The organism is Marinisporobacter balticus (genome assembly GCF_004345705.1).
Taxonomy (GTDB): Bacteria; Bacillota; Clostridia; order Peptostreptococcales; family Thermotaleaceae; genus Marinisporobacter; species Marinisporobacter balticus.
The window spans coordinates 25,590-48,291 of the sequence record NZ_SLWV01000028.1 but is presented as its reverse complement, the minus strand read 5'-3'; the positions used below and the strand labels follow the sequence as shown (position 1 = coordinate 48,291).

Sequence of the window (22,702 nt, the reverse complement as noted above, 5' to 3'; positions counted from 1 at the left end):
TAAAGCAAGCTCTAAAACAACTTCGCTCGACTTGCATGTGTTAGGCACGCCGCCAGCGTTCATCCTGAGCCAGGATCAAACTCTTAAAATAAAAAGTTTATCAACTTTTTTATCTCGCCAACAAAGTTATTCGCTATCGCTCATAACTTCCGTTGCTCAAAATAAAAAAACTAAAATGCTCATTTTTGTTTCTTATAAGTTCTTAGAACTTATTGTACTTGACTTAAGTCAAGTGCTGGCTTAAATTCTTACACTGTGTAGTTTTCAAAGATCAAAACTTTTTTCATCACCATTTGGCGACTTTATCATCTTATCATTTTTTGTCGAATCTGTCAACTACTTTTTCGAAATAGTTTTTTCAGATTTCTTCAATCTCCTCAGTTTCCACTGAGTTTTAAAAACTATCGCCGTTTAGCGACTTGTCTATCTTACCATGTTTCTTCTTCACTGTCAAACACTTTTTTTATTCTTTCTCTGTATCCTTCAGCGACGACAAATTATCGTTTTCTTAAGCAACGTTTATTATCTTACCATCCATTTCTATGAAAGTCAAGAGTATCTCCACAAAAAAAATCAAAGGTTCCTGATCTATTTATCAGCAACCTTATTCCCCTTACCATTTATGCATCCTTTTATCTATATATCTATCTTGGTTTTTTTTGTTGTCTTCTAGCTTTCCTACATTCCATACATCTTTTGGGCTCACTCTCAAACCCTTTTTCCTTGAAGAATTCCTGTTCCCTTTCTGTGAATACAAATTCTTTCTTGCAATCTTGGCAAACCAATGTTTTATCTGCCATTTTTACACCTCCTAATTCATTTAATTTAAACATGCGCACACAATTTCTTCTACGGATCAGAGGGCATTGTTTTCATATGTTAATTCTGTACAACTTCAATATATCATTTCAAAATAGCTTCGTCAATATATTTAAAATATTTGAAATTGTCTAACTCTTATTTTTTAACCTCTCGTATTTAAAGTATCTATCCACGCCTTTATTCTCTTTATATTCTCTTCTGTTTTGACAGGTTCTTTGCATTCTAGTTCTCCTATGATCTCATTACCTTCTAAATTTTTAGAAAAATTTTTAAAGATACTTCCAAGCCCCCCCCTATGGCAACAAAATAATGCGATTCTTTTATTTTTTAGACTAATAGCAGAAAAAAACGCGTTGACACTTGCTGCAAAACTTCCTGCCCATACAGGACTACCTATGTAAATCACATCATAAGCTGCTGGGTCTTTGTCTAAAGGAAGTAGTTCAGGTTTTTTCTTCAAAACAACTTGTTTTCCTCCCTTTAAATATCTCATAAAACCTTTTGAAGGAATATCTTCTTTTGGTTTTAATACTAAAAGATCCGCACCCATTTCGTTCGCTATTGTCTCTGCAACAAACCTTGTATTTCCTTCTAAAGAATAATAGATTACTAAGCTTTTCATCGTATATACCCCTTTCATAATCATTCTAAGGGATCACAAAAATAAGTTCACGCATCTTGCTCTTTATTTTTTTCTTATCCCTACATACATTTTACCAAATATCCATGTAAAAATATGTAATATTTATTTATTTTATTCTTTGCACACACTTCATTTAATTTTTATAGATTTGCTATTTGAAAATCTACGCTTAAATTTAAGATCATTTAACCTTTTTATCCAATACAAAACCCCTTAAGGAAGTTTCTTTTTCTTAAGGGGTTCAATTTCACTTATCTTTTTTCTTCAAAGAAGTACCTACAGCAGGAATATGATCTCTATAATCATCTAATTTTTTGTATTGTACCTCTGTTAGTGTTTTGATTTCTGTAAGCGTACTCCCTCTTTGGCATATTAGTACCCCTACTCCTTGAGATTTTCTTGTTGTCTTTACTTCTATTTGATCCGTGTTGAATATAAGCACCTTATTTTTACTACTGATTGCAACTAATTCCAAATCCTCTTTTATTTCCATAAGCGTTACCAATTCTTCCGAATCTGCATACGCATTAAGCAGTTGTGTTCTATTCGTCTTTGTTTTATAGCTTGATAATGGGTTTTTTGCACATTTTCCATTTTGAAAGAAAAATAGCATATATCCAGAATAGTCTGCGGTGGCTACCATGTAAATAATTTTTTCATCCTCACTAAGTCCCAAGAGGTTTTTTAAATAATCCCCTAAGCTACTACTTTTACAATCCTCTATTTCATATACCTTTTTTTTGTATACCTTGTGTTGATTGCTAAAGAGTAATATTTCAGACTTATTATTTGCCTCAATTTCCTGTAGGATCCCATCTCCATCCTTTAATTTTTGTTCATTATTTCCTCTTAAGCTTATCATAGAAATCTTTTTCAAATAGCCTTCTTTTGTTAAAAACAGCTTTAAATCATAGTTTTCAATCAAATCTTCATAGCATATCTCTTCTATATGCGTCTCTTTCGTAATTTTTGTCTTTCTTGGTTTCCCATATTTCTTTGAAACATCCAAAAGCTGTTTTACAATCATTCTTTTGATTTTTTTATCACTCTTTAGTGTTTTATCGAGTGCCTCTAATTCTTTCTCAAGATCTTTAATATCCTTTATTTTTCCGAATATATACTCTTGATTAAAATTTCTTAATTTGATCTCTGCAATAAATTCAGCCTGCACCGCATCTACCTCAAAGCCCTTCATCAAGTTCGGAATAACTTCCTTGTCTTTCTTTGTATCTCTCACAATCTGTACTGCCCGATCTAAATCCAACAATATTTTTTCTAAACCTTTTAGTAGATGTAGTTTTTCTAATTTTCGTCCATAATCAAATTGTAGTCCCTTTTTAACACAACCCATTCTAAAGGCAATCCACTCAAGTAATATACTTCTAACCCCTAGTACCTTTGGATAACCTCCTACTAAAATATTAAAGTTACAGCTAAAGCTATCTTGTAGTTTTGTATATTTAAAAATCTTTCGCATCAGTTGTTCAACATCTGTAGATTTTTTAATATCTATGGTAATCTTTAATCCATTTTTATCTGTCTCATCCCTTACATCGGTAATATCCTTTATTTTACCGGATTTCACTAAATCGGTAATTTGATCAATAATGGTTTCTGCATTTGTTGTATATGGAATCTCTAATATATCAATGCACCGATTATCACAATCATAAGTATACCTTCCTCTTAAGTAAAAGGTACCCTTCCCTTCTTCATAAATCTTTTCCATAACCTTTTCGTTATAAATAATTTCTCCACCAGTAGAAAAATCAGGCGCTTTTAAAGAATCCATCAGATTTATATTTTCATCTTCAATCAAACCAATGGTGGCATCACAGATTTCTTTTAGATTAAAACTACAAATATTACTTGCCATCCCTACAGCAATTCCTAGATTTGGATTGACCAAAATATTTGGAAATGTTGTCGGCAATAATGTAGGCTCATCCATTGTATTATCATAGTTTGGTATAAAATTTACGGTATTTTTGCCGATCTCGCTAAAAAATTCTTCGCAGATTTTATCAAGCTTCGCCTCTGTATACCTTGGCGCTGCAAAAGCCATATCCCTCGAATAGCATTTTCCAAAATTCCCTTTACTCTCTACATAAGGGTGTAATAGTGATTCATTTCCCCTTGCAAGCCTTACCATCGTTTGATAGATTGCCATATCTCCATGGGGGTTTAGCCGCATGGTTTGGCCTACAATGTTTGCACTTTTAGTCTTCTGTCCCTTTAATAATCCCATTTTATACATGGTGTATAGCAACTTTCTATGCGATGGCTTTAGTCCATCAATCTCAGGTAATGCTCTTGATACAATTACCGACATAGAATAAGGCATATAATTACTTTCTATAGTGTCAATCACATTCATTTTTTTTACATTCGTCATTATTTTTCTCTCCTAGCTCACATCAGATCGATCTAAATATTTATATCCATATTCTTCTATAAACTGCTTTCTTCCAGCAAGATTCTCCCCTAAAAATAGCTCAAATGCATCCTTTGTAGCTTTTGCATCAACTGGTGTCACTTTTATAAGTCTTCTTGTATTTGGACACATGGTCGTCTCCCACATCATTTCTGGCTCATTTTCTCCAAGTCCCTTAGACCTTTGGATTCTAAAATTTCCTCTTAACTTCTTAATGATCTTGCTTTTCTCTTCTTCTGTATAAGCAAAATGATTATTCCCTTTTCCATCGATGATCTCATACAAAGGCGATTCAGCAATATATACATATCCATCTTCAATCATCGTAGGGGTGAGTACATATAGCATGGTAATGATCAAACACCGAATCTGATACCCGTCCACATCTGCATCTGTACAGATAATCAATTTGTTCCATGACATCTTCTCCATATCAAAATCCATTAAATCCTTTAAATGCTTTGACTTTACTTCTACCCCACAGCCAATCACACGAAGGAGATCTGTAATAATATCATTTTTGAAAATCTTTTCATAATCACTCTTTAAACAGTTTAAAATCTTCCCACGAACCGGCATAATGGCTTGAAAGTTTGCATCCCGGCCCATTTTCGTACTGCCAAGAGCCGAATCCCCTTCTACAATAAAAAGTTCCCGTATATTTTTATCCTTACTTCTACAATCTACAAACTTCTTTACCCGATTGCTAATATTGTCTATTTTTTTACTAAGCTTCTTTCTTATATCAATCCGTGTCTTCTCTGCTTTCTCACGGCTTCTTTTATTGACTAATATTTGCTCTAATACTTTTTCTGTCTCTATTTTGTTTTCAATAAAGTAAATTTCAAGATTTTCCTTTAAGAAATCATTCATCACTTCTTTTATAAATATATTGGTAATCGCCTTTTTGGTTTGATTCTCATAAGAGGTAATGGTACTATACGTATTACTAACCAATATTAAACTGTCCTCAACATCTTGAAAAGTAATTTTCTTTTCGCCCTTATTATATTTTCCAACCTTATTGATCTCTTTATCAATCGCATAAACAAAAGCATTCTTAACCGCCTTATCAGGAGAACCGCCATGCTCTAAGAAAGATGAATTATGATAGTATTCTAAAAGGTTCTTTTCATTATTAAAACAAAAGGCAAGCTCTAACTTCACCTTATACTCCGGTTTATCTTCTCGATCACGACCAGTAGTTTCTAATTCAAAATAAGAAAGGTTTGTAAAACTAGTTTCTTCGCTAAATTCATCTACATAGTCTGAAATCCCATTTTCATAAAAATAGGTGTAAGTTTCTCTACTTTCCTCATCATAAAGTTTAAAAGTAATTCCTTTATTCACAATGGCTTGCCGCTTCAATACTCTTTGAAAAAAATCTAGCGATATATGAATATCATTAAAAACATCTAAATCTGGTTTCCACTTAATATGGGTTCCTGTATGCCCATCGTCAGATTTTGTCTTCCTATATCCATTCTTACGATCTGTTACATTCTCTCCCTTTTGAAAATGTAAATCATATTCGTACCCATCTCTAAAAACAGTTACATCCATATATTCAGAAGCGAATTGGGTTGCAGCCGTACCGAGTCCATTGAGTCCAATACTAAACTGATAATTGCTTCCCCCATTGTTTTCATATTTTCCACCACCATATAAAATACAAAACACAATCTCCCAATTATATTTTTTTTCCTTTGGATTCCACTCAATCGGGATCCCTCGTCCCTGATCTTTTACCTCTATCGATTGGTCCTTAAAACGAATAACCTCTATCAAATCACCAAAACCTTCTGTAGCTTCATCTCGGCTATTTCCTATGATCTCCATCACTGTATGCTGACATCCGTCGATGCCATCGCTACCAAATATTACGCCCGGTCTTAATCTAACCTTATCTTTTTCCTCTAGTGTTGAAAGGCTTTCATTGCCATAATCGTGGTTTTTCTTCATACTGTTCCTCCTGCTAATCTCTTATGTACCTTTTATCAATAGAACAACCGTATTATACCATTTTTAAAAATTTAGTCAAACATTTGTTCTGTTCTATTTTTTATAAAACTTCTTTTTTAAAATTAATTTACAAATAAAAAAAGAAGCATTCGATTAAATCTCACTTTGAATACTTCTTTTTATCTATAAGATATCACATACTTTATTATTTATTCAAGACTATAGTACAAAAATTTCTTACTTGAATTTTCACTATTTTTCTTTTAAACTCTGCAAATGGAGTATTCTCTCAAAGGAATCTTTATCAACAGGAGGACTCAATAAATACCCTTGTCCAAATTCACACGCAAGATCTTTTAGGCATTCTAATTGTTTTTTTGTTTCAATCCCTTCTGCTACAACTTTTATATTTAAACTTTTTGCCATTGCAATAATTGCTGAAGGGATTTGGATGTTTGTGAGTTGATCATCAATATCGCTTATAAAACTTTTATCTATTTTTAGTTTTGAAATCGGTAGCTGTCTAAGCTTCGCTAAAGAAGAATACCCTGTGCCAAAGTCATCAATAGAAAGGCTTATGCCTAACCTTTTTAAATCATATAATATATTTTCAATATTCTCTACATTCTCAGTGGAAATGCTTTCTGTTATTTCTAATTCTAAATACTTTGGATCAAAATTTATTTCATTTAGAATATTTCCAACTAATTGAGGAAATTCTTTTTGTTTTAATTGATTGACAGATATATTCACACAAATGGTTAACGAAGAATACCCCTGATTTTGCCACCTTTTATTTTGTATACATGCATTTTTAAGTACCCACTTACCGATTTCATTAATAAGTCCAGTTTTTTCAGCTACTGGTATAAATTCTTCAGGAGATATTAGTCCAAACTCAGGATGTTTCCATCGAAGTAAAGCTTCTGCCGCAACGATTTTTTCTGTATGTACCTCTACTATTGGTTGGTAATATATATAAAGTTCTTTTTTTTCTATGGCATATCTTAAATGATTCGATAGTAAAAACTCTTGGTTGACTTCTTTATCCATGCTCGGGTGAAATAACATGCTATGCTTTTTATCCGTATTTTTATTTTCTTTTGCTTTATACATGGCAATATCCGCATTTTTTATTAATGTTTCTGCGTCCTTCCCATCCTTAGGATACTGTGATATTCCGATACTAACTGAAATCCGTAATGATTTTTTATCCACGCGAACGGGTTCGTTTAACGCATTTATAATGTAATTTGCTATATCACTAGGCATTGTTTTATTTTGAAGCTGTGACAGGAGGATCATAAATTCATCTCCACCTATTCTAGCAACCCAATCTATTTCTCTAACGCATTTTTTGATTATTACTGAAACTTCCTTTAAAACCTTATCTCCAACAGAATGCCCTAAGGTATCATTGATCCTTTTAAAATCATCTAAATCTAAAAATAAAATGGCTATATTTTCATTTTGAGTTTTTGATATTTCATGATTCAGTTGATTTATAAAAAAGGTTCTATTATAAAGACCTGTAAGCGCATCTCGAAATGCCATATACTCAATTTTTTCTTCCTTTTTCTTCCTTTCAGTAATATCACTAATAATTGCTGTAAAATGCGTGATCTGATTATTTTCATCTTTAATAGAATATATATTTAACCACTGAGTATAAATCTGCCCATTTTTATGCTTATTAAATATTTCGCCCTTCCATTTCCCTTCTTTTAGGATTGCATCCCACATTTGTTTATAAAATTTATTCGTATGTTTATCTGATTTTAATATTCTAGGATTCTTACCGATAACTTCATCAAAGCAATAACCTGTTATTTGCGTAAATGCAACATTAGCCCATGAAATACTTCCTTCTTTATCTGTAATCATGATTCCTTCTGTATTATTCTCTAGTGCTTTTGCAAATAACTTTAGTTCCCTTTCATATTTCATTTTCTCTGTTTTATCCGTATATATAACAAATATCCCTATTCGTTGCCTATTATTAATGATCGGATAGATTAATATATCCACATCTATCATCGTATTATCCTTTTTTTTCCTTTTCCCAGTTCTTCTTACAAAAATTCCTTTCTCCAGCATCTTGCAAAAATTAGTATTATCCACATCTTCATAATATAATACTTCTCGAATCTGCTTACTTTTAACATCGTTCAAATCATATTGAAAAAGCTTTTTAAAATTTTCATTAATATCGATTATCCTATATTTATTATTCAGCATAACGATTGCCAAAGGAGAGTTTTTAAACAGATGCTCAAAAAATGTTTTTTGAAGTCTCATTTCTGTTACATCATAAACAATGGAATACAATAACTGCTTATCTTCTAATTTTATAGGTACACTATAAACTTCTGTATCCCGTATTTCTCCATTCGCTAGTCTATGCGAAAAGTAGAAAAGATTCCTTTCTTCTCTTTTTGCAATTTGCATTTCTTTATAAATTTCATGATCCTCTAGCATATTTATATCTTGAATTTTCATACCTAAAAGTATTTCTTCCTCATATCCATAATATGAAACTGCGCTTTTATTACATTCAATAATACTTCCTGTTTCAGGGTCTATTAAAAGCATCACATCTCTATGGTTTTCAAATAAATATTTATACCTATCTTTCATTTCTCTACTCGTATCCTGTATTTGATCATCTTGATCTATCCGATTCATAACAATATATATGGATGTTCCTTTTGTAAAAACTTTTGTATTCACTAAAAATTTTTCATTGTTCTTACGAAAGTAAGTACATTTAAACGCTTTTGTTATGTTATTTGTTATATTCCTTTTAAATCGTTTTCTATCAAATTCATCAAAAACTAATTGGTAAAACTTTAACCCTATTAGCTCTTCTTTTGAAGTATACTGAAATAAATTTAAAGCTAAATCATTACAGCTTAAAATATACTCATCTTTTAAAATAACAAAAGGATGATCTTCTATATTCATGGGAGGACTTAATACATGATGTAGCTTTGATTTTTTATCCATATCTTTAATTCCCCTTTATAATTTTTCATTTTTTTCACTGTAAGATTTAATGCGTTGAATTATACTAAAAAAGACATCTATTCAATATAGGTGCCTTTAAAAAATTGCAAACATAAATATATTTTTTGGCAACCTGGCTATCATAGAATCATATCCCTTAGATCCGTGGCTTTGCGTCCTTATTTTTCAATAAGTTTGCTATTATCATTTATTTAATTTATCTTCTTTATTAAAATTATAGACTATATTTATTGATACACAATTATATTTTTATAAGCAAACATCTTATCTTTATCATTCTGTATTAATTTCATTATACTGGAAAACCGTAATTATGTCAATATATGTAATTAACTGAAGATTCTTTAACTTTTCTGTATGTTTTTGTTCCACGCTGTAATGCTTCAATCAATAGGTATCGCGCATTGACGCACAAAACAAAACCACTCAATTCGCTAGTAATTCAAGTGGTTTTAAACTACTAAATATTTAAGATCTTCTTTACAATCTCTTTCATGCCATCTTTTTCGCATTTTAGATCATGTAAAATTTCTTTTTTATCTAGATCCTTTATTGATTGTGGGATGTTTAGTCCTGTAAGGGTTGATAAATTCTTTACAAGTTCAAATTCATCATTTTCAGTATTTCCTTCTTTTAAACCCTCAATCACGCTCTTTGTAAACTTATAAGGACTTGCAGTAGATACAATCACTGTTTTGCTTGCATCCTTTGTCTCTTTCTTATATTGTTCATATACATGATAAGCCACTGCCGTATGCGTATCCATCACATAATTTGCATCATTATATACTTTCTTAATCGCTTGTAATGTTTCATCCTCTGTGCTAAACCCTCCATAGAAGTCTTCTAGATTCTTTTTCATGCTAGGGGTAATGGTATATTTCTTCTTCCGCTCAAGATCATGCATCATACTACGAATCAAATCTTCATCATGATCTGAAAGCTCATACAACAGTCTTTCCAAATTGCTCGAAATCAAAATATCCATAGATGGCGAATTTGTAATTAAAAAGTCTCTCTGAATATCATATATGCCCGTTTTTAAAAAATCCGTAAGCACATTGTTTTCATTAGATGCACAGATTAATTTATTGATCGGTAATCCCATTTTCTTCGCATAATAACCTGCCAATATATTTCCAAAATTCCCTGTAGGCACAACAAAATTAATCTTTTCATCTAAGGCTATTTCTCCTTGCTTTAATAACTGTACATAGCTATAAACATAATACACAACCTGCGGGATTAATCTTCCTATATTAATAGAATTTGCAGATGAAAAGACATGATTGTTTGCAGCCATTTCTTCTCCAAATGCATCATCATTAAATATTTCTTTTACACCCCTTTGAGCATGATCAAAGTTTCCGTTTATATCTACAACATGTGTATTTTTCCCTTCTTGGGTGATCATTTGTCTCTTTTGGATTTCACTAACCCCTTTTGCTGGGTAAAATACGATTACTTCCGTATTATTCACATCTGAAAAGCCTTCTAAGGCTGCTTTTCCTGTATCTCCTGAAGTTGCTGCTAAAATAACGATTTTCTTTTGTTCTCCTAATTTTTTTGCAGCCTTCGTTAATAGATGCGGAAGGATAGAAAGTGCCATATCTTTAAAAGCTAAAGTCTTTCCGTGATAAAGTTCTAGAAAATACATACCGCTTTTTTTTACTAAAGGTGCAATTTTCTTATTTTCAAATTTATCATCATAAGCTTTTTCGATGGCATCTTTTAATTCTTCTTCCGTGTAATCACTCAAAAACTTGTTTAAGATATAAAAAGCAACTTCTTTATAATTCATATCCTTTATTGCCTCTAAGTTTTTGTCGATTACTGGAAAATCTTGAGGAACATATAACCCCTTATCCTTTGATAACCCTTTTAAAATGGCTTCTGCTGATGTGATATTCTCATTATTGCCTCTTGTGCTTTTATATTTTACAACCATTACTTCTTCACCCCATACTTTCAACATTATTATATTTAGGTAATAGTATACCAAATAATATTGCCTATGTGTTCTGAAAATTTAAATTTATTGACATTTTTAATATAATTATAGGCTTGCTCTATGATTCGATAAAAACTTTTATTTCTGCTACTACGCTTTTTATGCCTTATCGTTAATCTTCTCTAAAAAATTATCACCATATATTTTCTCTGATTCTAAAGCTTCCACTGGCTTACTAAATAAATATCCTTGAATGTAATTGCACTTAGCCACTTTCAACCGTTTATATTGCTCCATATCCTCGATCCCTTCTGCTGTTACTTCTAAATTTAAACTATGCGCAAGGGAAATAATATTATCCATCACTGCAATATTTTCTATTTCTAAGAACTTATCACATAAAGATTTGTCTAGTTTTATTTTATCCACTGGCAAAAATGTTAAATAACTAAGAGAAGAATAGCCTGTTCCAAAATCATCTAGCGCAATTTTTATCCCCAACTTCTTTAATCGATTCAAAAATACAATCGTTTCTTCTTTTTCATCTAAAAATATACTTTCTGTAATCTCAATTTCAATATACTTCACTTCTACATTCTTTTCTTTTAGTGTATTTTCTAAAAATGCAATATAATTTGTATCCTTTAACTGTTTTGCTGAAAAATTAATGGCAATAGGTTTTACAGGCAAACCCTTATTTTTCCATGTTACAATTTGGCTGATGGCTTCCTTTGTAACCCATCTTCCAATCTCAATAATCATACCATTTTCTTCTGCTGCCTCTATAAACACATCAGGTGAAATATTATGATTTTTTAGCCTTATCAAGGCTTCAAATCCTATAATTTTTCCAGTATATGTACACACTTGCGGCTGGTATACCAATTTAAATCCATCTTCTGTTATGGCCTCTCTTAAAATTTTTCCTATATGAATCTGTTCCTTTAAATTTTCTATCATTTCTTTATTAAAAAACATATAGTTGTTCTTTCCAATATCCTTTACTTTATACATAGCCATATCTGCATTCATAATCAATTGACTCACTTCATTGCTATCAGAAGGATATCGGGTAACCCCTAAACTCGCACTTATATAGATTTCATCGCTTTCTATCATGCATTTATCTTTAAATATCTGGATTATTTTCTTTGCATAATTTTCGATTTCTATAATATCCTCTTCCCCTTCTATCAGAACAAGAAATTCATCTCCACCTAACCTTGATAGAAACATTTTTTCATCTCTTATATGTTTCAAACCTCGTGCCACTTTTTTCAGTACCTTATCCCCATATGTGTGGCCTAAGGTATCATTAATCTCTTTAAAGTTATCTAAATCTAGTAACATAACTGCACCTGATTGATCTTTGTGCAAGGCTTTCTCAAGCTTTTCTAAAAAACTTCTGCGATTAGGTAGCTCTGTTAAAGAATCATTATAAGCAAGCTTTTTTATGTATGCTTCTTGCTCCTTTAACTCTGTTATATCCAGAAGAATGCCACTAATCTTCTTCAAGTTTTGTTGTTCATCATAAATTCCTTTTCCACGCACTAACAGCCATTTTAACCTATCATCCTGATTTTTTATCCTTACTTGGGTATATATTTCTTCGCTATCACCATTTTTATATGCTAAAAATGCTTCCATTAAATTTTGTTGGTCTTCTATTGTAAAAAGCGCTTTAACAATTTGATCGATCTCTACTTTTTCGCTAAAAGTTCTTCCTACGATCTCTTTAAATTCGTGAGAAAAATAAACCGTTTGATCACTTATATCCACTTCCCATACAGCACTATTGGTCCCTTTAATGGCAATGGCATATCTTTGTTTTAAATTTTCTAATTTCTCTGTGTAGCTTTGTATTTCATCATATTGCGCCCTTAGTTCTTCCTCCGATGCGGTTAACTGTTCATAAGCTGCTACAAGTTCTTCATTAGATGCCTCTAATTCTTCTTGATTTTCTTTTAATTGGAACAAATAGCTAGCCATTTTGTCTAGTAGGTTGTTCATAGAAATGGTTAATCCAAAAAAAGTACCCTTCTCTACTAACTGAAGCCTATACGTTATATCTTTCTCCACATCTATTTGATTGATCTTTTGGTTTAACCGATTTACAGGTTTGATAATATTTCTATTTTGTACCCATAAAAACAATAAAAACATAATCAAAGCAATCATGAATGATATGATAAAAATCCTATAAACCGCATCATGAACCCTTTTCATAGAAAGGCCTATGACAAGTACGCCTATAATTTCTCCATTCTTATTCACTGGGGCTAAAATTTCTAGTACTTTCGCATCGATCTTATCATAGCACCACTCAATCATGCTTATTTTCCCTTTTAGTGCTTCCTTCAGCTCTTTTTCTTTATTCGTATCATAGCACATTCTAATTTCTTCCCGGTCTCCATCTGCAATGACTTTTAGATTTTTATCTACAAGGGTTGCATAAACAATATTTTCTTTTTTCATCAATGCTTCAATTGAAGTTTGATAACTGAATGTTTTTGTTAATTTTTGTACATTCTCTGCTAAAATGCCTGCCTGAACCAAATAACCGGCGCTATTCTTCATCGCCCCATATTTCTTAGGAATTCCACTCTTTACATCTGGTCTTATAGCCTCTATCAATTCTCGGTCTTTACTATGTATAAAATCATGTAATGCATGTCCCTCAAAAGGAATCCACCCTCTATACGCTTCAATCGTTGTATATAAAATTTCTCCCTTTTCGTTCATCCAGTTCAATTCATCTATATGTAAATCTTTACTTATTTCCATTAAAAATTCATCACTTAAATTCTTTTCATTTTTTATGATCATTTCCTCAGCTATTTTAATTTTTTCTTCTAATATTTCATTGATTACATCTAAAGCGATATCACTTCCTTCTATTTGATTTGTTACTTGCTTTACAAGATTCACGCCATCCTGTTTCATTTGTGCTAATAATAAATTTCTGCTTATATAAAAACTTGAAATACTCATCGTAAAAGTAGTGAATAAGACAATCAATAAGGGCAAATATATCAATTTGAATTGATTTACTACATTTTCTTTTATAGGCTTTTTTGATTTCTTCATAAAATTCCCCTTATCCCTTATTTTTTTCAATGCACATGCTATATTTTTACAATTAATCCAATCCTATACTTATTCAGTATATCATTTTTCTCCTGTTTTTTCAATGTTTTTTGACAAAATTTGCATGCTACTATCTCACCTTCTCAAAGTAACAAAAAACTTACCCTGTAGGGTGTTTTCATGTATCATACTCTAAATGAGCAAATTATATGGTAAATATTAACACTTCAGGCGATCTAGACGGATATTTAAAGGATATGTTTAAAGATTTAATTTCGGAAGACTAGAAGCGAAGACAGAGGACTAAAAGATCTGATGAGTCCTTGGAGAATATGCTATATCTAGCAACTATGGAAGTATGAAGAAAGGCTTACACCGTATATTATATAACGGTAAACACCTTAATATATCAAAGATTAATGGCAACATAGTGGATCTAAAATCTTTTATATTGCGATTTAGGGTAAAATATAGCCCAATTTATATGAAAGTACGTATACTTTCATATAAATTGGACGAATATACTAATAGATACAACTATTTTATAGCTTTCATCATCTAGCTAATTCTTATCAGATAGGAATATTATTTTTCTTAAAGCACAAAGCCATTTATACCCTCTTCTTATGAATCATTCAGGTTTATTCTATCGCTTTATATTTTCCATAATTTAAAATAAATTCTTCTATTTGTGTTGTAGTTGGCATAGCATCTGAACAACTATGGCTTGAAACTACAATAGCTGCTGATCCTGCACCAAATTTCATTGCTTCTCCTATATCCCACCCTTGCATTAATCCATAAATGAAGGCTCCTGCATATGAATCTCCTGCTCCAAATGTCTTAAGTGGTGTTACAGGGAATACGTCGCCTACAATTTCTTCCCCTTTTTTTGTATAAGCAATTGAACCTTCTTTTCCATGCTTGATAACTACAATCTTTGCATTAAAATTAAACCATTTTTGTGCTGTAGCATGATCATCTTTATTTCCTTTCATTGTTAACATTTCCATCATGTCAAATTCTTCTCGGGTTCCCACAATCACATCACATTTTTCTGCTACAAGATTATAATAAACACTTATTTCTTCTACTGATTTCCAAGTATATGGACGATAATCTATATCAAAGAATACTACCGTATTATGCTTTCTAGCATAATCTAATGCTAAGAAAACAGCCTCTCTTGATGGACTAGCAGCTAACGCTGTACCTGAAACTAAAATGGCTTTTGCATTTTTGATATATTCTTCATTCACATCTGTTGGCTGAAGCTTTAAATCTGCCACATTGTCTCTATACATTAAAATACTACAATCTGTGGGGCTTTTAATTTCTGTAAAAGCAAGCCCTGTTACACTACCTGATTTGTCGGTGATCACATTCGATATATCAATATTGCTTTTTTTTAGGTAATCTACAATATATCTACCCATTTGGTCATCTGCTACACGGCCGATAAAGCCTGTGTTCATTCCAAGCTTTGACATTGCTATTGCTATATTTGCAGGAGAGCCCCCAAGATATTTTGTAAATGTCAATGTTTCTTCCATAGGTCTATTGATTTCATTGGCATTTAGGTCTATGCACAATCTACCGATAGCAATAAAATCAATAAGTCTTTGATTATCAAATTTAAGATTATTCAATTGACTACCTCCTTTATGGAACTAATATATTCCGAAATCAGTTTTTATAGCTTAATAGTTCTTCCTTCTTCTACTGATTTTTTTGCAGCTACGCCGATTAGTACTGGTTTTAATCCATCTATCCCGGTAACAGGGACTGGTTTATCATTTAATACTGCATCCATAAAGTCTTTCATTTCATCAACAAAAGAATCCATATATCTTTCTAGGAAGAAATATTTTGGCTTATCACTAAATACACCTTCTTCTGTACTTAACATCGCAGTAGATGGTGTATCATTAGCTACTTCAACTTTTCCTTTTGAACCAAATACTTCTACTCTTTGGTCATAGCCATATGCCGCTTTTCTACTATTATCAATGACACAAATGGTACCATCCGTAAATTTCAAATTAATAACAGCTGTATCTACATCTCCTGCTTCTCCAATTGCTGGATCTACTCTTACTGCTGCAGATACAAAAACTTGCTCTACTTCACTTCCTATTAAAAATCTTGCCATGTCAAAGTCGTGGATGGTCATATCTAAAAACATTCCGCCAGAAACCTTAACATATTCTGCTGGTGGTGGTGCAGGGTCTCTTGAAGTAATCTTTACGATATGAAGATCTCCTACCTTACCTGTATCAATGATTTCTTTTACTTTTCTGAAGTTATGATCAAATCTTCTATTGAATCCTACTTGAAATTTCACACCAGCTTCTTTTACTGCTTCAAGTACAGCTTCTACCTTTTCAACTGATAAATCAACTGGCTTTTCACAGAAAATATGCTTTCCTGCTTGTGCAGCTTCTACTGAAATTTGTGCATGTGTATCTGTGGAAGAACAAATTAATACTGCATCGATTTCTGGATCATTTAAAATCTCTTTATAATCACTTGTTGCTTCTTTGATATCCATTTTTTTTGCCCATTCTTTTGCAACATCTATGTAAACGTCTGATATTGTTTTGATTTCAACTTCTGGAATATGGTTCATAATACTTTGAGAATGCACCTTACCAATTCTACCAGCACCAATAATACCCACTTTCATTTTTCCCATCGCTCATTTCTCCTCTTTTTTTATTTGTCCTTCTTATAATCCAGTTTTTTCTGCGATAAATTTTCTTGCTTTCATTGCATATTCTAGTGGATTTGCTTTCGCTGGATCTTGCTCTGCTTCTACAACCATCCAACCTTCATAATTGATATTTTCTAATACCCTAAAAGTATGATCAAAACTTACTATGCCATCTCCAGGTACTGTAAATATCCCTTCTTTAACACCCTTTAAGAAAGACCATTTTTCTTCCTTTAGTGTTTTTAATACATCTTCTCTTACATCTTTTAAGTGTACGTGTACAATTTTATCAGCATATTTTTCAATGATTGCATCCACTGCATCTTGGTTTCCTTCTGAGAAATACATATGTCCTGTATCAAATAATAGATATACCTCATCATTTGTCATTTCCATAAATCGATCCACCTCTGCAAGTGTTTGAACCCCTGTTCCCATATGATGATGCAAACTAACCTTCATTCCCTTTTCAGCAGCAAGAACAGCTAATTTGTTCATCCCTTTTGCAAGTTTTTCCCATTCTTCATCCGTAAATACTGGTTTTTCATCACAGATTGGTTTGTCTAATCCTTGGATGCTTTTCCCTTGTTCAGAACACCCTATTACCTTAGCACCCACTTCATATAAAAAATCTCTGTGCTTCATAAATGCTTCTATTGTTTCTTCTTCAGGCTTTGTTGTAAAGAAACAGCTAAACCATGCATTACAGATTTGAACACCTCTTAAGTCTAGTGCTTTTTTTAATTCCTTTGGATCCTTTGGATATTTGTTTCCTACTTCACTTCCTTTAAATCCTGCAAGTGCCATTTCACTTATACATTGCTCAAAAGTATTTTCCGATCCTAACTCTGGAAGATCATCATTTGTCCATGCAATTGGTGCGATTCCTAATTTTATTTTTGCTTTGCTTAACATACTTATCCCCCCTCATTGTTATATGATTAATATTGCCTTATTTTTTCTACAGTTTCTTCTATTTCTTTTGCAGCTTCTTCTATAGCGTGTTTACTAGAAACTTGTGCTGTTCCTACTCTCCACCAGCTTTCATATCCATCAGTCATTGTCTTTGGCAGTATTTTGATATCAATTAATGTAGATACCGTTTGTTTTTTCGCTTCTCCAATGGCTCCTCTTAATTCTTCTATCGTTTTTACTGTATATGTTTTTACACCATATCCTGCTGCACTCATGGCATAATCAATAGGGATTAGTTTTCCATCAAGCTTTTTAGTCTCTTCATTTCTGAATCTGAATTCTGTTCCAAAAGTTCCCATTCCTTGACTCATTTGAAGGTTGTTGATACAACCAAATGACATATTATCAAATAACACGACATTGATTTTCTTTTTCTCTTGAATACTTGTCACAAGTTCAGAATGTAGCATTAAATAACTACCATCACCTATAAATGTATATACTTCTTGATTGGGTGCTGCTATTTTTACACCTAGTGCTGCAGCAACCTCATAGCCCATACAAGAATATCCATATTCCATATGATACGTGTTTGGCTTTTTAGGACACCATACTCTTTGAAGATCTCCTGGTAAACTTCCTGATGCACCTACAACGATTGCATCAGCATCTAATAGTTTATCTAATTCACCGAGCACATTTGTTTGTGTTAAACAAGAACCTGTTTGTTCATAAAACTCAGGCAGTACATGATCAAGATGTCCTGCAACTTCTGGCTTATAGTCTTCATCATTGTATGCTACACCAAATAATCTATTCAATTCTTTTAGCCATGCATCCTTTGCAGCTTTTATTTCTTCTTTATAGGATGATTTATATCCAATCTTTTTAAGTTCTTTGGCGATTGCCTCTAATCCTACTTTTGCATCTGAAACTACTTTTGTAGCATCCATTTTATATGCATGATACGCTGAAATATTAATGGTTAAGATATCTACTTCCGGGTTTTTAAATTGGCTCTTAGATGCGGTCGTAAAGTCTGTAAATCTTGTTCCTACACCAATAACCAAATCTGCCTCTTTTGCAATAAGGTTTGCAGCTAGATTACCTGTTGTACCTACGCCACCTAAATTTAATGGATGTGTCCACTCTATTGCACTTTTCCCTGCTTGTGTTTCTGCAAATGGAATGTTAAATTCTTCTGCAAATGCTTTCAAGCTTTCAGCAGCTTCTGAATATCTTACCCCTCCACCACAAACAATGAGTGGCTTTTCCTTTCTACTGATTAATGTAACAGCATCCTTTATCGCTTCAGCTGTTGCCGGTATTCTTTCTATTCTATGAACGCGTCTTTGAAAGAAATACTCAGGATAATCATAAGCTTCACCTTGTACATCTTGTGGCAAACATATGGTTACTGCTCCTGTATTTGCTGGATCTGTAAGTACTCTCATTGCATTGATCATAGCCGTCATTAATTGTTCTGGTCTGCTTACACGATCCCAATATTTACTTACAGCTTTGAATGCATCATTTGTGCTGATGGTTAAATCATGGGACTGCTCAACCTGTTGTAGTACTGGATCTGGCTGACGCGTAGCAAAAATATCTCCAGGTAGTAACAATACTGGAATATTATTTGCTGTTGCTGTTGCAGCAGCTGTTACCATATTTGCAGCTCCTGGCCCTACAGATGATGTCGCTGCACAAATTTGTTTTCTATGCTTTTGTTTTGCAAAAGCAGTTGCTACATGTGCCATTCCTTGTTCATTTCTTCCTTGGTATACAACTAACGCTCCAGCATCTTCTTCTAATGCTTGACCAAGACCTAAAACATTACCATGCCCAAATATTGTAAATATCCCATGAACAAATTTTTGTTCTTTTCCGTCAAACGCTACATATTGATTATCAAGAAATTTTACTAAAGCTTGCGCCACAGTCATTCTGATTGTTTTCATTGTCCTTGACCTCCTTTATTTTTTCCTAAATCATTACTTAGCAGGCCATATTTTTGCATCATGATCTAATAACCATTTATGTTCATCAACAAAAATACGTTCATCAAATGGATTGTTTTCTAAATGTCTGATCATCCAAACATAATACATCGCATATCCTGGTGCTGCTGTTTGAGGATGAACCAAGCCTCCTGGAATTGCAACTGTATCCATATTTTTCACTACATATGCATTATCTCCTACAGTTGAAAGACCATAACCTTGTTCTGGATAGAAACGGTAATGATAGATTTCAGGCTGTGGATGATGATGCGGCGGATAACTTGAATATTTTCCTGGATGATTAATCACTTCTCCTATTACCAGGTTTGCATCTGGTGAATTCGCATGATCAAAAATAGTTCTTACTGTTCTTGTAGCTGTTTCGTTTAGTGTTCCTGCGCCAAATTGTTCACTTCTACATTCTTCTTGTGTATATAATTTTGAAGGAAAAGCCTTTTCATTATCTGTCTTTTGGACAGCTAATTCTGTATCATCTTTTAGCGCTGTTAATTTTACTTCTACATGCTGTGGCACATGAAGACAATATGGATCTTCTGAAAAACAGTCTTCTCTCTTTACTATTACCTTGTCTCCTTCCCATTCAAAAGTGACTTCTCCTTGAATCAATAGATACGCTCTTTCTAAATTTTCACAATTTGTTTCTACATCATCTTTTTTCATTTTTAATATGCCAAAATCCATTAGCATATCACGATGCTTACCATTCATTTCTGTAATACTGTTATACCCATAAGCAAAAGGTTCTGCTTGTCTAATTTTCATGTCATAACTCCTTCCTTTACTTTTTTCCTAAACCTAATAATTCCATCTTCTTTTTGGCTTCTTTTTGTACCTCAAGCATTGGTTTTTGAAAAAAGGCGATTCTATCAGATTCCTTTGGATTATTCTTTATCTCTTCTCTCATTGTATTTCCAAATACCCTTCGAAGGGCTGTTCCAATGTTTACCTTTGCTACATTATATTTTGAAAGTTTCGTTAAATCTTCATCTTTTATTCCTGTAGAACCATGGATCACAAGTGATACATCTGTTAACTTTTCAATTGTTTCTAAACGATCATATTGTATAACAGCTTCTTGGGTTTCCATTCTATGAAGGGTACCAATTGCTACTGCTAGGGCATCTACCCTTGTACTTTCAGCAAATATTTTTGCTTCCTCTGGTTCTGTATATCTAGCTGCTACCTTTAGAGAAGGATCACTATATCCTACTGCTCCAATTTCACCTTCTACAGATACACCACATGCATGGGCCAATCTTACAACCTCTTTTGTATTTCGAATATTTTCTTCAAAAGGAAGTTGTGAACCATCGTACATAACAGATGTATATCCAGCTTTAATTGCTTTAGCTATTAATTCATATTCAGTTGCATGATCTAGGTGAACACATACAGATACCTTTGCATTTTCAGCAACTCCACACAATATTTTTGCCAAAATTTCTATTGACATATGAGAAACTGCTACTTTATTTGTCATAAGGATTACAGGAGCATTTAGTTCTTCTGCTGCACGTACTACAGCGATTGCATCTTCATATCCAAATACATTAAATCCAGGAATGGCAGAATCAGATTTTGCCACTCCATTTAATATTTCTTTTAAATTAACGAGCATTATTCTCTCCTAGTCATTCATAATTTCGCCGAATAATTCTTCATCACTTGGCTGTGTTGATGGGATTGGCGCTGATACCCACGTCACATTTATTAAATGTTTCCAAGTTACATTTTCAGATGCTATATTTCCACCCCAAGTACCGCATCCTAAAGTCAATGTCATTGGCATGCCATTTGTCCATGCGCCACTATTTGCTAGACATTGTGGCTGTCTTACCATTACACGGCTTGTTTTTGTATTTAAAGCTAACGCTAAAACTTTCTCTTCATCATGTGTATGGATGCCGCAAGAGTGTCCACTTCCATGGTATGCTGTAATTGCATTTACTGTATCAATTGCTTCTTGGAACTCTCCATATTTAAATATTGTAGTTACAACAGATAATTTTTCTCCTGAGAATAGATAATCGGGTCCAATTCCAGTTTCTTCTACCATAAAAAATGTTTTTCCTTCTGTGAGAGTAATACCAGCTTCAGCAGCTATTGCTTCTGGTGCTTGTGCTACGATTGCACTACTTAAATGTCCATCATGCCACATAGCATTTTGTAGTTTTTCTTTTTCTTCACCCTTTACTAAATATCCCCCTTCAGCTTCCATCGCTTTTATAAAGTCATCATATATAGAATCTTTTACTACACATGAATTTTCTGTAGAACAGGTTGTTGCAAAGTCAAAGGTTTTACTTCTCATGATTTTATTTGCAGTTTCTTTTAAATCTACTGTTTCATCTACTACTGTGACAGCATTTCCTTGCCCTACTCCATAAGCTGGCGTACCTGAACTATAAGCTGCTTTTACCATACCTCCGCCACCAGTGGCCAATACCAGATCAGCTTGTGCCATTAATTCTCCACTTACTTCCATTGATACTTGTTCAACTGGAATGATTAAATCTTCTGGTGCACCATATTTTTTAAGGATTTGGCGCATAATATTTACAATATAAGTATTTGTATTTTTGGTTCTTGGATGTGGTGCTAGTATAATTGCATTTCTACCTTTGATTGTAAACATTGCTTTTAGTACGGGTGTTGCTTCTGGATTTGTACAAGGAACTAATGCTGCCACTACGCCTACTGGCTTTGCAACCTTTATGATTTGTTTTTCATCATCACGTTCAATGACCCCCACTGATTTTTTACCTTTCATATCACGAAGACCACCACGAATCTTTGTCATTAATTTTGCGTATTTTCCATCATAGTTCCCTAGATTTGATTCTTCAACTGCCATTGTTGCAATTTTATCTGCTACATCATGTTTTACAATATTCCATGCAATAGCTGTACATAACTTATCTACCTTCTCTTGTGTGAAAGTATCTGCTATAGCTTGTGCTTTTCTTGCTCTTTCAATCAAGCTTGCTACATATTCCTTTGCATTTTGACTCATTTTAACGCCCCCTCGTATTCGCTATTACTGATTTATCATTATTTTCGCAAACGTTTGCTATAATTTCAAAAAAAATTTTTGAATAATTATGTAATCTCTTCTCAAACATTT

14 protein-coding genes, 1 rRNA gene and 1 riboswitch are annotated in these 22,702 nt (G+C 32.9%); all 15 genes read right to left on the bottom strand.

Annotated features, from left to right (window positions below; translation table 11 throughout):
• Positions 1 to 91 (bottom strand): 16S ribosomal RNA (locus EV214_RS15290); the annotation flags it as partial.
• 553 nt (positions 92 to 644) lie between these two features.
• A complete protein-coding gene (locus EV214_RS15285; protein ID WP_132247287.1) occupies positions 645 to 800 on the bottom strand; it encodes a zinc-ribbon domain-containing protein in 156 nt (51 codons plus the stop codon).
• Positions 801 to 964: 164 nt separating this feature from the next.
• Entirely contained in the window at positions 965 to 1,444 is a 480-nt protein-coding gene (locus EV214_RS15280; RefSeq protein ID WP_132247285.1) for a flavodoxin family protein, read from the bottom strand.
• 268 nt (positions 1,445 to 1,712) lie between these two features.
• Positions 1,713 to 3,860 (bottom strand): DNA gyrase/topoisomerase IV subunit A, encoded by a 2,148-nt coding sequence (locus tag EV214_RS15275; protein ID WP_132247283.1) that lies wholly within the window; start codon positions 3,858 to 3,860, stop codon positions 1,713 to 1,715.
• 12 nt (positions 3,861 to 3,872) lie between these two features.
• Positions 3,873 to 5,861 carry a toprim domain-containing protein gene (locus EV214_RS15270; RefSeq protein WP_132247281.1) on the bottom strand — a complete coding sequence of 663 codons (1,989 nt, stop codon included), beginning with the start codon at positions 5,859 to 5,861 and terminating at the stop codon, positions 3,873 to 3,875.
• A 252-nt stretch (positions 5,862 to 6,113) separates the two neighbouring features.
• Entirely contained in the window at positions 6,114 to 8,867 is a 2,754-nt protein-coding gene (locus EV214_RS15265; protein WP_132247279.1) for an EAL domain-containing protein, read from the bottom strand.
• Between the two features lie 124 nt (positions 8,868 to 8,991).
• A riboswitch (cyclic di-GMP riboswitch) is annotated at positions 8,992 to 9,077 on the bottom strand.
• 271 nt (positions 9,078 to 9,348) lie between these two features.
• Positions 9,349 to 10,836, bottom strand: a complete 1,488-nt coding sequence (gene thrC, locus EV214_RS15260; RefSeq protein ID WP_132247299.1) for a threonine synthase — start codon at positions 10,834 to 10,836, stop codon at positions 9,349 to 9,351.
• Between the two features lie 162 nt (positions 10,837 to 10,998).
• The gene (locus tag EV214_RS15255) at positions 10,999 to 13,926 is read right to left on the bottom strand and encodes an EAL domain-containing protein (protein ID WP_132247277.1); all 2,928 of its coding nucleotides are present in this window, start codon (positions 13,924 to 13,926) and stop codon (positions 10,999 to 11,001) included.
• Positions 13,927 to 14,567: 641 nt separating this feature from the next.
• A complete protein-coding gene (iolC, locus tag EV214_RS15250) occupies positions 14,568 to 15,575 on the bottom strand; it encodes a 5-dehydro-2-deoxygluconokinase (RefSeq protein WP_132247275.1) in 1,008 nt (335 codons plus the stop codon).
• Positions 15,576 to 15,619: 44 nt separating this feature from the next.
• Positions 15,620 to 16,621 (bottom strand): inositol 2-dehydrogenase, encoded by a 1,002-nt coding sequence (iolG, locus tag EV214_RS15245; protein WP_132247273.1) that lies wholly within the window; start codon positions 16,619 to 16,621, stop codon positions 15,620 to 15,622.
• Between the two features lie 33 nt (positions 16,622 to 16,654).
• Positions 16,655 to 17,554 (bottom strand): myo-inosose-2 dehydratase, encoded by a 900-nt coding sequence (iolE, locus tag EV214_RS15240; RefSeq protein ID WP_132247271.1) that lies wholly within the window; start codon positions 17,552 to 17,554, stop codon positions 16,655 to 16,657.
• 26 nt (positions 17,555 to 17,580) lie between these two features.
• A complete protein-coding gene (iolD, locus tag EV214_RS15235; protein WP_132247269.1) occupies positions 17,581 to 19,515 on the bottom strand; it encodes a 3D-(3,5/4)-trihydroxycyclohexane-1,2-dione acylhydrolase (decyclizing) in 1,935 nt (644 codons plus the stop codon).
• A gap of 33 nt (positions 19,516 to 19,548) precedes the next feature.
• The gene (locus EV214_RS15230) at positions 19,549 to 20,340 is read right to left on the bottom strand and encodes a 5-deoxy-glucuronate isomerase (protein ID WP_132247267.1); all 792 of its coding nucleotides are present in this window, start codon (positions 20,338 to 20,340) and stop codon (positions 19,549 to 19,551) included.
• Positions 20,341 to 20,356: 16 nt separating this feature from the next.
• Entirely contained in the window at positions 20,357 to 21,196 is an 840-nt protein-coding gene (locus EV214_RS15225) for a class II fructose-bisphosphate aldolase (protein ID WP_132247265.1), read from the bottom strand.
• 9 nt (positions 21,197 to 21,205) lie between these two features.
• Positions 21,206 to 22,591 carry an aldehyde dehydrogenase family protein gene (locus EV214_RS15220; RefSeq protein ID WP_132247263.1) on the bottom strand — a complete coding sequence of 462 codons (1,386 nt, stop codon included), beginning with the start codon at positions 22,589 to 22,591 and terminating at the stop codon, positions 21,206 to 21,208.
• Between the last annotated feature and the right edge of the window lie 111 nt (positions 22,592 to 22,702).

Coding starts and splice junctions, on each gene's coding strand:
- EV214_RS15285 (WP_132247287.1), bottom strand. CDS start 800: ATGGCAGATAAAACATTGGTTTGCCAAGATTGCAAGAAAGAATTTGTA.
- EV214_RS15280 (WP_132247285.1), bottom strand. CDS start 1,444: ATGAAAAGCTTAGTAATCTATTATTCTTTAGAAGGAAATACAAGGTTT.
- EV214_RS15275 (WP_132247283.1), bottom strand. CDS start 3,860: ATGACGAATGTAAAAAAAATGAATGTGATTGACACTATAGAAAGTAAT.
- EV214_RS15270 (WP_132247281.1), bottom strand. CDS start 5,861: ATGAAGAAAAACCACGATTATGGCAATGAAAGCCTTTCAACACTAGAG.
- EV214_RS15265 (WP_132247279.1), bottom strand. CDS start 8,867: ATGGATAAAAAATCAAAGCTACATCATGTATTAAGTCCTCCCATGAAT.
- thrC (WP_132247299.1), bottom strand. CDS start 10,836: ATGGTTGTAAAATATAAAAGCACAAGAGGCAATAATGAGAATATCACA.
- EV214_RS15255 (WP_132247277.1), bottom strand. CDS start 13,926: ATGAAGAAATCAAAAAAGCCTATAAAAGAAAATGTAGTAAATCAATTC.
- iolG (WP_132247273.1), bottom strand. CDS start 16,621: ATGGGAAAAATGAAAGTGGGTATTATTGGTGCTGGTAGAATTGGTAAG.
- iolE (WP_132247271.1), bottom strand. CDS start 17,554: ATGTTAAGCAAAGCAAAAATAAAATTAGGAATCGCACCAATTGCATGG.
- iolD (WP_132247269.1), bottom strand. CDS start 19,515: ATGAAAACAATCAGAATGACTGTGGCGCAAGCTTTAGTAAAATTTCTT.
- EV214_RS15230 (WP_132247267.1), bottom strand. CDS start 20,340: ATGAAAATTAGACAAGCAGAACCTTTTGCTTATGGGTATAACAGTATT.
- EV214_RS15225 (WP_132247265.1), bottom strand. CDS start 21,196: ATGCTCGTTAATTTAAAAGAAATATTAAATGGAGTGGCAAAATCTGAT.
- EV214_RS15220 (WP_132247263.1), bottom strand. CDS start 22,591: ATGAGTCAAAATGCAAAGGAATATGTAGCAAGCTTGATTGAAAGAGCA.